Raw genomic sequence first — 15119 nt, forward strand, 5'->3', positions numbered from 1 at the left:
AAAGCCTCAATTTTCGGAAAAATTTTCGGCCACTTCATTTAAATCCTCAAATGTTAATATTTTTGTCATATAGTTGTCTTTCTTTTTCATCAGTTCGTAAAAAAATCTCATTTTTGTTTCGTTATCTTCGTCGTAAAAAATATAGGCGCCATCCGTATTTTCGAGTAAAAAAATCTGATAATCTCTCAATTGGCCTTTGTGCTCATAAGTTGGATAGGCATATTTGACAAAATCGACCTGTTTAAAATCACTCAATTTGATCTGATTAGCTTCATTCCAATTCGAACCATGTGTCTCAAAGTCAAAAATAGTCGCTAGTTGAAATCCATAGTCTTCTTTCATTTCCTTGGCGACTTCTAAAACCCAATGTTCAAAACCAAGAGTCCCCGTAAAAACGAGCCATTTCAGGCCTTCCTCAACCATTCTTTCCAAATCTCTACGAATAGCTTTTTTGATAATTTTTAAACGAACATCCTTTTCATTAAATAATCCCAAATCAAAAGCTGAGTATCCCAAAACCAAGGCTGTATGCATTTTTTCACCCTTTCTGTTGACCTTTGTGGTATAATAGAGTGATGTTATTGTACCAATAAGGAGGACTATGGTCAACTATCCACATAAACTTTCATCTAAACCAAGCAAAACTTCTCTACCTCAAACTAAAAATTTCGCAAATCGAGGTATGAGCTTTGAAAAGATGATTAATGCTACCAATGACTACTATCTATCACATGGAATGGCAGTCATTCATAAAAAGCCAACCCCGATTCAAATTGTACGAGTCGACTATCCTCAGCGTAGTCGTGCTAAAATTGTCGAAGCCTATTTTAGACAGGCATCAACAACTGACTACTCGGGTGTTTATGAAGGATTTTATATCGATTTCGAAGCCAAGGAAACTAAACAAAAAAGAGCTTTTCCGATGAAGAACTTTCATTCTCATCAGATTCAGCATATGGAACAGGTCCTTGAACAAAAAGGAATTTGCTTCGTCTTAATCCATTTTTCTTCTTATCAGGAAACGTATTTATTACCGGCAATTGACCTCATCCGTTTTTATCGTCAGGATATGGGGAAAAAATCAATGCCGCTTGATTATATTCGAGAGCACGGTTTTGTAATTGAACAACAAGCCTTTCCTCAAATACCTTATCTCGATATCGTCAAACAACATTTACTAGGTGGTAAAACAAATGAATAAACAACTTATCTGGCGCATTGCTAAATATCTAGGAATTGGAATCTTAGCTGCCTTTATCGCTTCGATACTAATCGGTGGAAGTGTCTTCTTCTATTATGCATCTAAAGCGCCTGAACTTACGGAAAGCAAACTAGTCGCAACAACTTCAAGTAAAATTTACGACAGTAAAAATGAATTGATTGCAGACTTAGGTGCGGAGCGTCGTGTAAATGCTCAAAGTAGTGAAATTCCAACAAATCTTGTTAATGCAATTGTCTCTATTGAAGACCATCGTTTTTTCAACCACAGAGGGATTGATAGCATCCGTATCATGGGCGCCTTCTTACGAAATCTTCGAAGCAACGGTCTTCAAGGTGGTTCAACCTTGACCCAGCAGTTGATTAAATTAACATATTTCTCAACATCTTCGTCAGATCAAACTATCTCTCGTAAGGCCCAAGAAGCATGGTTAGCCATCCAGCTAGAAAGAACTGCAACCAAACAAGAAATTTTGACATATTACATCAATAAAGTATACATGTCAAATGGTAACTATGGTATGCAGACTGCTGCGCAAAACTACTATGGTAAAGATTTAAAAGACTTATCTATTCCACAACTTGCACTGCTCGCTGGCATGCCTCAAGCACCGAACCAATACGATCCTTATTCCCATCCAGAAGAAGCTACAGAACGTCGTAATCTAGTCCTATCAGAGATGCAAAAACAAGGTTATCTGACAGCTGAGCAATACGAAACAGCTATCAACACACCAATCACTGATGGTTTACAAAGCCTCAAAAGTAGCAACAGTTATCCTCCATATTTAGACAATTACCTCAAAGAAGTCATTGAACAAGTTGAAAACGAAACAGGTTACAATCTTTTAACTACTGGTATGGATGTCTATACTAACGTGGACCAAGACGTTCAAAAACGACTCTGGGATGTTTACAATACTGATGAGTATGTAAATTATCCTGATGATGAAATCCAGGCTGCTTCTACTATCGTTGACGTTACAAATGGCAAAGTCATCGCACAGCTTGGTTCTCGTCACCAAGCTAGTAACGTATCTTTCGGTATTAACCAAGCCGTTGAAACCAACCGTGACTGGGGTTCTACCATGAAACCAATCACAGACTATGCCCCTGCATTAGAATATGGCATTTATGACTCTACTGCCTACATGCTGAAGGATGTTCCGTACAACTATCCAGGCACTAACATTCCTGTTTATAACTGGGATAGGGGGTATTATGGTAATATTACCCTTCAAACTGCTATCCAACAATCTCGTAACGTACCAGCCGTTGAAACTCTCGATAGAGTTGGACTCGATAAAGCAAAAGGTTTCCTAAATGGTTTAGGCATTGATTATCCAACCATGGTATATGCAAACGCAATTTCAAGTAATACGACCGAATCAGGTAAACAGTACGGTGCAAGTAGTGAGAAAATGGCTGCTGCCTATGCTGCTTTCGCTAACGGTGGTATCTATTATAAACCAATGTACATCAATAAAATTGTCTTCAGTGACGGTAGTTCAAAAGAGTTCTCTGATCAAGGTACTCGCGCTATGAAAGAAACAACTGCCTATATGATGACAGAAATGATGAAAACAGTATTATACTCTGGTATAGGTCGAGATGCTTATATTTCATGGCTTCCTCAAGCAGGTAAGACAGGTACATCAAACTATACAGATGATGAAATTGAAAATTACATTAAGAGATACGATTATGTCACACCTGATGAAAATTTTGTAGGATATACCCGTAAATATTCAATGGCCGTTTGGACCGGTTATTCAAACCGTCTCACTCCAATCGTAGGAGATGGATTTAGAGTAGCTGCAAACATCTACCGCTCAATGATGGCATATCTCTCAGAGGATGATAACCCAGGTGATTGGACAATGCCTGATGGGCTATACCGTAGTGGTGACTATATATTCAAAAATGGAGCTCGTAGCAACTGGATTCCTCAAACTACCCAACAAGCCACAACAGAAGCTGCTACTACAACGACCGAAAATCCAACTTCAGTTGTTGAAACGACTAATCCAAATACCGCACAGAACCCAACTGCTCCAAATACAAATCAAAATCCTCCACAAAATCAAAATTCTCAAAGACAACAATAATCAATAAAAACCTAGGAAACATCTTCCTAGGTTTTTATTTACCAAAAGATGGAGTTAATCACTAACTCCATCTTCTTTTATTTTACATGGTTTGCAAGATCTTCTTGCGCTTTTTTATTAGATTCTTCTTTTTCCTTCTTCCATTTATCTTGAGCTTTTTGATATTCATCAGCAGTTACTGGTTTATCTTGAAGTTCAAGGTATTTGTACAAGAGAGGTTCAGTTGTTCCCTTGTTACCTGAGTAAGCAAATGGAAGCGTAAATGGTACCATCTTAGACAACATTGGACGTCCAGTTTGAGAAGATGTTGGAATAATCAAAGCGCTATCTGTCAACCAAGCTTGAGCTGCAGCATATTTGTCATAACGTTTTGAAACGTCAGTGTTTTCATTTCCAGCTTCAACAACCATCTTTTCGTAGTCTTCCAAACCAACTTGTTTGGCAGCAGCGTTGTTTGTACCTGCATCAAATCCTAGGTAAGTTTTAGTGTTTTCACCGACTGATGGTTTGATAATATCAAGGTAAGTAGATGGGTCTGCAAAGTCTGGAGTCCAACCAACGTTATCTGAAAGGTCCCAATCTTCCCCAGCAGCTGATTCTGCATGGTAGGTAACATTGAGAACTTCATCTTTTTGAAGTTGTTGGATATCAACGACTACGTTATCAGTTCCTAATGTTGCTTCAAGTGATTGTTTCAATGATTGAACACGTTGTACTTTTGTAGTACTTGTTTGGTCAACCGGCATATCCAAGTGAATTGGGAATTGAACACCTTCTGCTTGGAGAGCTGTCTTAGCTTTAGCAAATTCTGCTTTTGCTTTTTCTGGACTGTAAAGACCGTCTTGAGCATCGTCTAGGTTAACATCTTTCCACTCGTCACCATAGGTCACCAATTTTTCTTTAACTAAGTCACCAAAGTTTTTACCATCTGCTTGAACAAATGTTGGTGGTACGAACAAGTTACGAAGAAGTTTGCTTGCTCCACTTTCTCCATTGATTTGAGAAGTATAAGCTGTTCTATCAATACCGAAGGCAATCGCTTGACGGAAGTCTTTGTTAAGGAGAGCTTTCTTAGTAGAAGTTTTTTGTTCGTCTGTAGTCTTAGAAGTATATTTATAAGACTGGCGATCAATATTAGTACCGATTAAGTAAGTTGAAGAATCTTGTGGTGTATATACAATGTTATCCTTAAACTCTTTTTCAACTTCAGGATAACTCGCACTTGTTGGGAAAAGACGAGCCGTTGAGAAACCACCAGCCTTAAAGGTTTCTGCAGGTTTATTTGTATCTTGACCATCCCAGAATGATAGTTTTACTTTATCAATATGAACATTGTCCTTATCCCAGTAGTTTGGATTCTTTTCGAATTCTACTGAAGATTTAGCTACCACTGATTTCAACAAGTAAGGACCGTTATAAAGGATACTGCTTGGATCTGTTGCTTTGGCAAAGTCACTTCCTTTTGAAGTAAGAAATTCTTCATTGACCGGTGCAAGAACACCCATAGTTGTCTTAGAGTTCCAGAAGCTTTCTGGTTTGTTCAAAGTGTATTGAACTGTCTGATCATCAATTGCCTTAATTCCAACTTCTGAGAAGTCTTTAACTTCACCTTTCACATATGCATCAAGACCCTTAATAGAATCTTGGACGAGATAAAGGGCTTCTGATTTATTGTCAGCTGCATATTTAAGACCTGTTACAAAGTCTTGAGCTTTCACAGCAGCATACTCTTCACCCTCAGAAGTGTACCACTTGGCATCTTTACGGATTGTATAAGTGTAAGTCAAACCATCTTTAGATACTGACCAGTCTTCTGCCATAGATGGCACAAAGTTTCCATAGCGGTCATTTTCCATCAAACCGTCAATGACGTTACTAGTGATATTAGCAGTTGCAGCCTTACCTGTTGTCAAATAGTTGAGGTTATCTGGGTCAGTTTCATAAATGTAAGAAAACGTATTTCCACCTTTTGCGCTCGAACCTGAACAAGCTGCCAAAACACCTGACGCTAACAGAGTCACTCCTGCTAAGGCCATTACTTTTGATAATTTCATAATAAACTCCTTTATGACTTTTTATACATTATAATCCCTTTTTAGCTCAGTGTCAATACAATTTTCAGAATTTTTCAAATTGATTTGAAAATATTTTCTTCCTCTATTACTAATATGAAAATCTTTTTAGGAAAATCTCAATCATTGACATTTATCAACTATATCTTTATGATATAATGAAAGAAGAAAGTTGAAAGGAAATACCATGTCAAAAGAAGTTATTGTTGAAAGTTTTGAACTAGATCATACGATTGTAAAAGCACCTTATGTCCGCTTGATTGGAGAAGAGACTGGACCGAAAGGAGATATCATTTCTAACTTTGATATCCGCTTGGTTCAACCAAATGAGGACTCTATCCCTACTGCTGGACTTCATACTATTGAGCACCTCTTGGCTAAGCTAATCCGTACTCGCATCGACGGTATGATCGATTGTTCACCATTTGGTTGTCGTACAGGGTTCCATATGATTATGTGGGGACGTCATTCTAGCGCTGAAATCGCAGCTGTCATCAAGGATTCACTGAAGGAAATCGCTGAAACAACAACTTGGGAAGATGTCCCAGGAACAACTATTGAATCTTGTGGAAACTACAAGGATCACAGCCTCTTTTCTGCTAAGGAATGGGCAAAATTGATTCTCCAACAAGGAATCTCAGACGATGCCTTTGAACGTCATGTCATCTAATAATAAAAAAAGAAACCAGCTTTTGAACTGGTTCCTTTTTTTATTTTCTAAATCTTGATTTAGGCTTTTTCACGAATGACCAAAACACCATCTTCCATGTCAGCTTCTAGGTGTTTAGCCTCAAGGTTATCCAAGTGGAAGTCTGTGACTTTGTCACGGATTTGTTGTTCAACCACACGACGGAGTGGACGAACACCCATGACTTCATCGTAGCCTTCTTCAGTCATGTATTCTTTAGCAGCTTCGCTCACTACCAAGTCAATGTCTTTCTTAGAAAGCGTCTTGTTAACTTCAACCAACATAAGGTCTACAATCTTAGAAAGATCTTCTTTGCTCAAGTGTGAGAATTCGATGACAGCATTGAAACGGTTCAAGAATTCTGGGCGGAAGTAAGGTTTCAAACGATCCATAAGTTCTGGTTTATCAGCATCTTCTGTCAAGTTAGCTTCGTAACCAAAGCCTGCGTTTGAAGTTGCGATAATCACCGTATTCTTGAAGTTGACAGTGTTACCTTGACCATCTGTCAAACGACCATCGTCCAAAACTTGGAGAAGAAGAGTGATGACTTGAGGGTCAGCCTTTTCAATCTCATCCAAAAGTACGATTGAGTATGGATTGCGGCGAACACGTTCTGTCAAGGTATTGTTGTTGTCATCGTATCCAACATAACCTGCAGTTGTACCAATCAATTTAGATACGGCTGTACGGTCGCTATATTCTGACATATCTAAACGGATGATGGCATCTTTAGTACCGAACATATCAAGAGCTAATTGTTTAGCCAACTCAGTTTTACCAACACCAGTAGGTCCTACAAAGAGGAAGCTACCGATTGGACGGTTACCTTCATCAAAACCAGCACGGTTCCGACGGATAGCTTTTGCTACTGCTTCAACAGCCTTATCTTGACCGATAACTTTAGTTTGCAAACGGTGCCCCATATCTTTCAATCGTTCGATATCGGTTGCACCCATTTGTGATACTGGGATACCAGTCATACGTTCTACAGACTCAGCTACATCATTTACAGTAGCTGTAACCTTGTGATCTTCTGTATGATTAGCAATTTGCTTTTCAAGCTCTTCGATACGGACTTTTGCATTTAGAGCTGCTTCGTAATCTTCTTTAGCCGCAGCTTCTTCTTGTTTAGTTTTTTCCGCTTGAATTTCGTGCTCAACTGCATGTACATCTGTAACTGGGTGTTGTGCTGCCAAGTGAGCAGCTGTCACATCCACAAGGTCAATAGCCTTATCCGGCAAGCTACGTTGTGGAATATATTGAACAGAGTAATCAACGGCAGCTTTCAAGACTTCATCTGGCAAAATAACATTGTGGTGTTGTTGATAAAGATCTCGAATACCTTGAAGAATCTTGAAAGTATCTTCAGCAGATGGAGCATTAACTTTTACTTCATTAAAACGACGAGCAAGGGCTGCATTTTTCAAGATGGTATTACGGTATTCATCTTGAGTTGTTGCCCCAATCACTGTCAATTCCCCACGTGAAAGAGCTGGTTTCAAGATATCAGCAAGACCTTTAGACCCTTGACCATCACCTGTGCTACCAGCACCAAGAATTTGGTGAATTTCGTCGAAGAAAAGGATAATATTCCCAGCTTCTTTGACTTCGTTTACCAAGTTTTGAATGTTTTCTTCAAAGCTACCACGGTATTGAGTACCAGCTTCAAGTCCAGAAATATCAATCGAGATGATCTCTTTATTCTTGATAGCTGCAGGAACGTCACCGTTCACGATAGCTTGGGCCAATCCTTCTACTACTGCAGTTTTACCAACACCAGCATCACCGACAAGAACTGGATTATTCTTTGTGCGACGAGAAAGAATTTCAGAAGTTTCTTGGATTTCTTTATTACGTCCAATCACTGGGTCCAACTTCCCTTCACGAGCTTCTGCTGTTAAGTTACGTCCAAGTTTTGCAAGAATCCCATCTTGTTTCATACCTTTACCTTGAACGTACTGAGCTTGTTCACTTCCTTCGCTTGGAAGTTGACCGGTTTGACGATAAATAGCGAATTCTTCAGGTGTTACTTCACGGCCGTTAATCAAGTAACGACGATTTTCTGAACTGTATCCACGCATACCGCCCATCAATTGGTTAAATAAATCATCCATGTTGTTAAAGTTATTAAAGTTGTTATTCATATTTCATACCTCGTTTGTTTTCAAATTTACTTAGTCAAAATAATTTGACTTTCTCTGACCTTTGTTTCAAAAAATTTAGACTAGCTATTTGCTACTCTACGTATAATTTCAGGTTTTTCTTTATCCAATACAGGTTTTTCGATTGGACTTCTAAAAATACTAATGTTAACCATAGGTTGTACCTCTTTTCTAGGTTTTACCCATACTTTGATCTTAAGATAGTATATACAATCATCTTAAAATCAAGGTTTTCTAAGGACTTTCCTTATCCTTATGTTCTTAGTATATCACTTTGGTCAGTTTTAGTCAAGAGGTTTGACCAAATTTGACTAATTTTTTTTAAAAAATTTTATAACAAAAAAACCAGTCAGAGTGACTGGTTTTTGATTTACTATTTATAAATCTTAGCTCAATGCATCATCCATTGAAAGAACTTCGTGGAAGACACGTTGTGTTAATTCAGTTTTTTGTTCTGGAGTGAGGTATTTAGTGTTTACACAGTATCCAGAGATACGTACGATTACGTCTTCACCTGACATGATCTTTTCGTAAACATCGTTCAAGTCCATAACGTTCAAGTTAACGTGTTGTCCACCGTTTTCGAAGTAACCATCAAGGATTGTTACCAAGTTATCAACTTGTTCGTCACGAGTTTTACCAAGAGCACGTGGTGAAACTTGAGTTGTCAATGAGATACCATCAGCTGCATAACCAAAGTCAAGGCTAGCAAGTGAGTTCAAGTTTTGCAACCATCCACCTTTAGCTTTGTTAGATGGGTTAGCACCTGGTGAGAAGAATTCAAGTTTAGACAAGTTCACAGAACCATCTTCGTTGAGGTATACACCTTTGTGGACTGGTGAGTTACCAGTTTGTTTAGAGTAAGCAACGTTAGATGTGATTGTCAAAAGTGATACAGTAGCTTCTGCGTCTTTGTAAAGTTTGTGGCTACGTAGACGAGTTGTGTAAGCTTCGATCAACCATTCTGCCAATTCGTTTGAACGTGGGTCATCTTCACCCCAACGTGGGTATTCACCGATTGTTTCGTAATCGTAGATGTAGCCATTTTCGTCACGGATTGGTTTAACTGTAGCGTACTTGATAGCTGACAATGTATCAACAGTGTTAGCAAATCCACAGATACCGAATCCCATGTTAGCACGTTGTTTAGTTGGCAAGAAGGCCATTTGAACAGCTTCGTAGTTGTACTTATCAGTCATGTAGTGGATGATGTTCAAAGCATCTACGTAAGTGTCAGTCAACCAGTCAAGAGATTTTTCAAAGTTTGCTTTAACTGATTCGAATTCAAGAACTTCGTCGCGGATTGGTTCGATGTCAAATACTTTGTAGTCTTTATGAACATCGTCGTAACCACCGTTCAAACCAGTAAGGAGAGCTTTAAGAACGTTAACGCGAGCACCGAAGTACTGGATGTTGTGACGTTGTTCTTCGTTTTCTGGGTCAAGTGGAGACACACAACATGAGATACAGCTCATTTCACCATATCCATCTTTAGCCATTGTTGTAACACCTTCGTATTGGATTGAAGAGTGTTTGTGACTCATGTGCATACAGTAGCGACGGAAGTTGTATGGCAACTTGTCAGTCCAAAGAACTGTCAAGTTTGGTTCTGGAGAGTTACCGATGTTATCAAGAGTGTTCAAGAAACGGTAGTCCATTTTAGTAACACGGTGACGACCGTCGTTACCCATACCAGCCATAGAAGTTGTGATGAAGGTTGGGTCACCTGAGTACAATTGGTCATAAGCTTTTGTACGAGCAAATTTAACTGTACGAAGTTTCATAACGAAATCATCAATAAATTCTTGGATTTCTGATTCAGTAAATGTACCACGAGCAAGGTCACGTTCTGCGTAGATATCCAATACGATTGGCACACGTCCTAGAGATGTAGCTGCACCGTTGATAACACGGCAGACAGCCATGAAGGCAATGTTTACCCATTGGATAGCTTCTTTAACGTTCATCGCTGGTTTGCGAACGTCAACTCCGTAAAGATCACCCAAGCGTACAACTTGTTGCAATGCTTGATATTGAAGGTTGATTTCTTCACGAAGACGGATTGTTTCTTCATCGATTTCTTCGATTGAGTTCCAATCGTTCACTTTTTCTTGCATCAAGTAGTCTGCACCGTAAAGAGCAAGACGCGCATAAACACCGATGATACGTCCACGTGAGTATGCATCTGGAAGACCAGTTACAGTGTGAGCGTGGCGAGCACGACGGATGTTTGAAGTGTAAGCACGGAAGATACCGTCGTTAACAGTTGTTACATATTTTGTGAAAATTTCGTGAACAGCTGGGTCTGGCTCGTATCCATTTTCTTTCAAAGTAGTTTCAGCCATACGGATACCACCTTTTGGCATGAAGTTCAATTTGAAGAGTTCGTCATTTTGGATACCAAAGATAACTTCGTTTTCTTTGTCGATGAATCCTGCAGGGATGTCAGCGATAGACGTTGGACGAGTGTCCATTGGGAAACGAGTTTCTTCGTAGTGTGCTTTAGTTTCTTCTACGATTTTTTTGATGTGAAGTGAACGCTCTGTTGGTCCTGCAAGGAAGCTTTCGTCTCCATCATAAGGTGTGTAGTTAGCTTGTACAAAGCGTGATACACTTGCTTTTTCTTTCCAGTCAACACCTTTAAAGCCTTCCCAGGCTTTGTCAAAAATGTCCTGTGCTTCAACAACTGTCTTAACAACCATGTTAATGTCCTCTTTTATCTTTCTAGTAACAGTAATCTGTTACATTCATGTATTCAGTATAACACACAGTAAACGATTTCAACAAGTGAAATTACTATTTTTCAACACTTTCTTTTATAATACAGTTGTTATTTTAGTACAAACTGTAGTATATTTTTGAAAAATAATTAGCTATTTCCTATTTTTTCAGAAAAAAGGTATAATAAGGCTAGAAAAACTACTAAAGAAAGGCCATTTCATGCTGATATTTCCACTGATGAATGATTTATCCCGTAAAATTATCCATATTGACATGGATGCCTTTTTTGCTGCTGTAGAAATTCGTGACAATCCTAAACTTAAAGGCAAACCCGTTATTATTGGTAGCGACCCTAGGAAAACAGGTGGTCGGGGTGTTGTTTCAACCTGTAGTTATGAAGCCAGAGCATTCGGCATTCACTCAGCTATGAGTTCTAAAGAAGCTTATGAACGCTGTCCTCAAGCTATTTTTATTTCTGGGAACTACGAAAAATATACTACTGTTGGCCAACAGATTCGAGCTATTTTTAAACGATATACGGATAAAATTGAACCTATGAGTATCGATGAAGCTTATCTAGATGTAACTGAAAACAAGCTTGGTATCAAATCTGCTGTTAAAATTGCTCGTTTAATTCAGCAGGATATCTGGAATGAATTACAATTAACAGCTTCTGCTGGTGTATCATACAATAAATTTTTAGCTAAAATGGCAAGTGACTATCAAAAGCCTCGTGGTTTGACAGTCATTCTTCCTGATGAAGCTGAAGATTTTCTCAAACAAATGGATATCGCTAAATTCCACGGTGTGGGCAAGAAAACAGTTGAAAAACTCCATCAAATGGGTGTATATACAGGTACTGACCTTTTAGAGATTTCTGAAATCACTCTCATTGATCGTTTCGGAAGACTTGGCTTTGATCTATATCGTAAGGCTCGAGGTATAGATAACTCTCCTGTCAAATCAAATCGTATCCGTAAGTCTATTGGTAAAGAAAAAACTTACAGTAAGATTCTAAGTCTAGATGAAGATATTAAAAAAGAGCTAACTCTCCTTTCGGAAAAAGTTGCTCTTAGTCTTCAAAAATATGAAAAAAGTGGTAAGATCGTCATTTTGAAAATCCGCTATGCTGACTTTTCTACTTTGACAAAACGAAAAACACTGAATCAACAAACACAAGACTCTGAAAAAATTGCTCAAAGTATTATCCAACTCTACGAAACACTGAGTGATAAAGACAAGGGAGTCCGTTTATTAGGAGTCACTGTGACTGGATTTTAAAAACCTTGAAGGAATCTACCCTCAAGGTTTTTTCTTATACAAATAATCGAACAAAGCTATAAAGTAGTAACACACTACCGAGTACAATACGGTATTTACCAAACACTGTAAAGTCGTGTTTTTTGACATAGCTGGTCAAGAAACGAATGGCAACCATGCTGACTGCAAAAGCCACTACCATTGCTACCAAGAGCAAGAAGAATTGACCAAAACTCAAGACTTCTCCAGCCTTGATGAATTTAAAAATCTTCAAAGCGCTGGCTCCAAACATAACTGGAATTCCTAAATAGAAGGTAAATTCTGTCACCACTGAACGACTAGTACCGTTTAACAAACCACCAATGATTGTGGCACCAGAACGACTAGTTCCTGGTAAAAGGGACAAAACTTGGAAAAATCCAATATAGAGGGCTGTTTTATAAGGTAATTTATCTAACTCAGTAACTGTTGGCTCAATCGCTTGCGCTTTGTTACGTTTTTCAAGATAGATAAAGGCAACCCCATAAACAATCAACATAACGGCTACTGAAACCTTGTTATGGAAATAGGTATCAAACCAATCATCAAACTTAAAGACTAAGAGAAGAGGAAGAGTCGCCACAAAAACTTTGGACCATAACTGCCAAGTTCTACGAACTTGAACTTTATCCTTACCTGGTTTGAAAGGATTAAGTTTATTAAAGTAGATAACCACAACTGCAAAGATGGCACCAAGTTGAATGACTACGTTAAACAAAGACTTGAAAGCTTCAGTTTGGTCTTTATATTTTACGAATTCTTCCGCTAAAATCAAGTGACCAGTACTTGAAATCGGCAACCATTCCGTAATTCCTTCAACAATACCAAAAAAGATTGATTTTAAAATTTCAAAAAAATACATAGATTACTCCTTTTTCTATCCTCCATTATATCATACTTTTAAAGGCTGTGTTGAGTTTTCTTTAGAAAGCACCAACACTTCCACCACCGCCACCGCCTGAGAAACCACCACCAGAGCTACCGCTTCCGGATGATACAGAAAAGGTACTTGCTGTATTTGCGACACTGGCGTAATGGCTCATTTGCGCTGTTGAATGGTAAAATATACTATGCCAACCATAGGCTACATAGAGATTGATATCTGGATTTTCAACTTTGATCTGGTGAACCTTCATCAAATGACTAACCTTGTCAGCATATCCAAACAAAGTTGCGTACACTAATAGACGATTCCAAACAACAATACTTTCCAATTCAGCCTGATCCAGTCGTGCAATCTCACGTAACATATTTTCAAAACTCGTCCAAAGATAATAGACCTCCGCTCCTACTTCATTTAGAACACCATCACGATTATCTAGTCGAAGCTTCCAATAATAGAAAACAGCCAAAACTAAACCTAGAAAACCAAGTACTGACAAAGGGAGGTAAAAATAAGCATGAACATCTAAACTGTACAAAAACAAACCAAATCCGATAAATAGAGGTAGGATAGTAGAAAGTCCCATACCCACTTGCAAGGCCTTTTCCACACCAGTTAAAGGACGATAGTAATCTGGGAGTCCCAAGAAAGCGACTCGGTCCTTGACCCCTTCTTGCATCTCTTTCAATGATCTTTCAAAAGAATATTTGAGCTTACGACCTTTTGTTTGAATCCGTTTTTCATCAGCAGCTTTGGCTCCACGATAAAGACTGTCAGATACCTTGTAATCTGCGAACAAATCGGAAAGAGTGGTTTCTTTTTTGCCTGAAAAGGCCAGATTTAGGCAGTCTTTTTCAAAGCTTGATAAACCATCTTCTTTTACCAGCCTCAAACCAACTGCGTCTCCCTCTGAAATAATAGAGACATTCCCACGGTCAATCACATCTAACAAGGTAGCTTGAATAAGTTGGTCAAAGGTGAATTTACCTGCTCCTTTGGTTAGAGGACTCACTTCCTCCAAGGAGGTCGAGTAGACAGTCTCTGATAAAACCATAGGCTCTAATTCCATCGGCGGTTCATAGAGACGATGATTTTTAGCATATTCGACTGAAGGAGTGGTTTTTCTTCTATAGATATAATAGAAGCAGATACTCAATAACAAGGAGATGGAAAGTATTGAAGGAAATACCCAAGTAACGAGTTGTTTACTCTGATCTTTTTCTCTAACAATCGACTCTTCTATATTGTTAAACTCTTCTAAACGATTTCCTTTTAAGCCCTGATCTGTAGCGCTAGCAAAATCAGTTCGAGGCCAGTAGGCATGCAACTCAACTCCGCGCTTAGACGGAAGATTGTCTAAACGAATAGTATAGTCATGACCACTCTGTTCAATCCTTCCATCTCTATAGAGTTGCCCTGTGTGGAAAAAGAGTTTTTCGGCCCCATTATCTCCCATCACATGAAACTCAAATTTTTCAATAGATTCTGAACTATCTGTTAAGGGTTGCCAATTTAATTCAGCGATATCATCATATAAAAAAAGAAGATTTTTCAATTGCCAGGTAAGTTCCACTTCGACCCTGTCCCCTTCCTGACCTGGATTATAGACTTTAACAGTATAACCATTCGTTTCTTCTGTCACTTCGCTAATAAGATTTTCGATTTTATGACCATTTTTAGATGCCTCAACCTTTGGCTGAGGATCAATATAAAATCCGCTAGGCATCTTGCCAGCACGTCCAAGCCCCACGATTTGGCCCTTAAAGTCCTCCTCAAACTGATAAACTATCTTCTGTCTAAATTCTGCTGTATTATCTGCATGAATATTCAAATCACCCTTATAGGATAGAATATCGAAGTCTACTGCAAAAACTAGACGAGGTACAAATAGCAAGCAGGTAAATACCAGAACAAGAAGCCATCTCTTTTTCATTTTACACTCCCTTTCATGTTTTTTCACTATTATAT

The 15119-nt window shown here is 38.6% G+C and carries 10 protein-coding genes; 4 read left to right on the top strand and 6 right to left on the bottom strand.

Annotated features, from left to right (window positions below):
* Window positions 1–6: 6 nt before the first annotated feature.
* Window positions 7–534: a DUF1273 domain-containing protein gene (locus NML75_RS01980; protein ID WP_254733605.1), complete on the bottom strand. Its 528-nt coding sequence runs from the start codon at window positions 532–534 to the stop codon at window positions 7–9.
* A 67-nt stretch (window positions 535–601) separates the two neighbouring features.
* On the opposite strand from NML75_RS01980, the gene recU reads away from it, so the two are divergent.
* The gene (recU, locus tag NML75_RS01985; protein WP_254733606.1) at window positions 602–1201 is read left to right on the top strand and encodes a Holliday junction resolvase RecU; all 600 of its coding nucleotides are present in this window, start codon (window positions 602–604) and stop codon (window positions 1199–1201) included.
* Window positions 1194–3326: a penicillin-binding protein PBP1A gene (pbp1a, locus tag NML75_RS01990; RefSeq protein ID WP_254733607.1), complete on the top strand. Its 2133-nt coding sequence runs from the start codon at window positions 1194–1196 to the stop codon at window positions 3324–3326. Before recU ends, pbp1a begins: the two co-directional genes overlap by 8 nt.
* A gap of 77 nt (window positions 3327–3403) precedes the next feature.
* Here pbp1a and NML75_RS01995 read toward each other — a convergent pair whose 3' ends face one another.
* Complete coding sequence (locus NML75_RS01995) at window positions 3404–5380, bottom strand: peptide ABC transporter substrate-binding protein (protein ID WP_254733608.1); 1977 nt, start codon at window positions 5378–5380, stop codon at window positions 3404–3406.
* Between the two features lie 205 nt (window positions 5381–5585).
* Between NML75_RS01995 and NML75_RS02000 the strand changes: the two genes are divergently transcribed.
* Window positions 5586–6068, top strand: a complete 483-nt coding sequence (locus NML75_RS02000; RefSeq protein ID WP_004251981.1) for an S-ribosylhomocysteine lyase — start codon at window positions 5586–5588, stop codon at window positions 6066–6068.
* Between the two features lie 59 nt (window positions 6069–6127).
* Here the strand turns inward: NML75_RS02000 and NML75_RS02005 are convergent, their stop codons facing one another.
* Both NML75_RS02005 and pflB read right to left on the bottom strand, forming a co-directional pair.
* Window positions 6128–8230 carry an AAA family ATPase gene (locus NML75_RS02005; protein WP_254733609.1) on the bottom strand — a complete coding sequence of 701 codons (2103 nt, stop codon included), beginning with the start codon at window positions 8228–8230 and terminating at the stop codon, window positions 6128–6130.
* A 404-nt stretch (window positions 8231–8634) separates the two neighbouring features.
* Window positions 8635–10950, bottom strand: coding sequence for a formate C-acetyltransferase (gene pflB, locus NML75_RS02010; protein WP_004251975.1), 2316 nt, complete (start codon window positions 10948–10950; stop codon window positions 8635–8637).
* 238 nt (window positions 10951–11188) lie between these two features.
* Between pflB and dinB the strand changes: the two genes are divergently transcribed.
* Window positions 11189–12250, top strand: a complete 1062-nt coding sequence (gene dinB, locus NML75_RS02015; RefSeq protein WP_254733610.1) for a DNA polymerase IV — start codon at window positions 11189–11191, stop codon at window positions 12248–12250.
* A gap of 34 nt (window positions 12251–12284) precedes the next feature.
* Here the strand turns inward: dinB and NML75_RS02020 are convergent, their stop codons facing one another.
* Together NML75_RS02020 and NML75_RS02025 are read right to left on the bottom strand one after the other, a co-directional pair.
* Window positions 12285–13130, bottom strand: coding sequence for an undecaprenyl-diphosphate phosphatase (locus NML75_RS02020; RefSeq protein ID WP_254733611.1), 846 nt, complete (start codon window positions 13128–13130; stop codon window positions 12285–12287).
* Between the two features lie 61 nt (window positions 13131–13191).
* Entirely contained in the window at window positions 13192–15084 is a 1893-nt protein-coding gene (locus NML75_RS02025) for a DUF2207 domain-containing protein (protein WP_254733612.1), read from the bottom strand.
* Between the last annotated feature and the right edge of the window lie 35 nt (window positions 15085–15119).

The sequence above is a fragment of the Streptococcus sp. CF4-3 genome, assembly GCF_024295385.1.
Lineage (GTDB): Bacteria > Bacillota > Bacilli > Lactobacillales > Streptococcaceae > Streptococcus > Streptococcus infantis_I.

Bases quoted from the DNA above. Each gene is read 5' to 3' on its own strand.
- NML75_RS01980 (WP_254733605.1), bottom strand. From the start codon at position 534: ATGCATACAGCCTTGGTTTTGGGATACTCAGCTTTTGATTTGGGATTA.
- recU (WP_254733606.1), top strand. From the start codon at position 602: ATGGTCAACTATCCACATAAACTTTCATCTAAACCAAGCAAAACTTCT.
- pbp1a (WP_254733607.1), top strand. From the start codon at position 1,194: ATGAATAAACAACTTATCTGGCGCATTGCTAAATATCTAGGAATTGGA.
- NML75_RS01995 (WP_254733608.1), bottom strand. From the start codon at position 5,380: ATGAAATTATCAAAAGTAATGGCCTTAGCAGGAGTGACTCTGTTAGCG.
- NML75_RS02000 (WP_004251981.1), top strand. From the start codon at position 5,586: ATGTCAAAAGAAGTTATTGTTGAAAGTTTTGAACTAGATCATACGATT.
- NML75_RS02005 (WP_254733609.1), bottom strand. From the start codon at position 8,230: ATGAATAACAACTTTAATAACTTTAACAACATGGATGATTTATTTAAC.
- pflB (WP_004251975.1), bottom strand. From the start codon at position 10,950: ATGGTTGTTAAGACAGTTGTTGAAGCACAGGACATTTTTGACAAAGCC.
- dinB (WP_254733610.1), top strand. From the start codon at position 11,189: ATGCTGATATTTCCACTGATGAATGATTTATCCCGTAAAATTATCCAT.
- NML75_RS02020 (WP_254733611.1), bottom strand. From the start codon at position 13,130: ATGTATTTTTTTGAAATTTTAAAATCAATCTTTTTTGGTATTGTTGAA.
- NML75_RS02025 (WP_254733612.1), bottom strand. From the start codon at position 15,084: ATGAAAAAGAGATGGCTTCTTGTTCTGGTATTTACCTGCTTGCTATTT.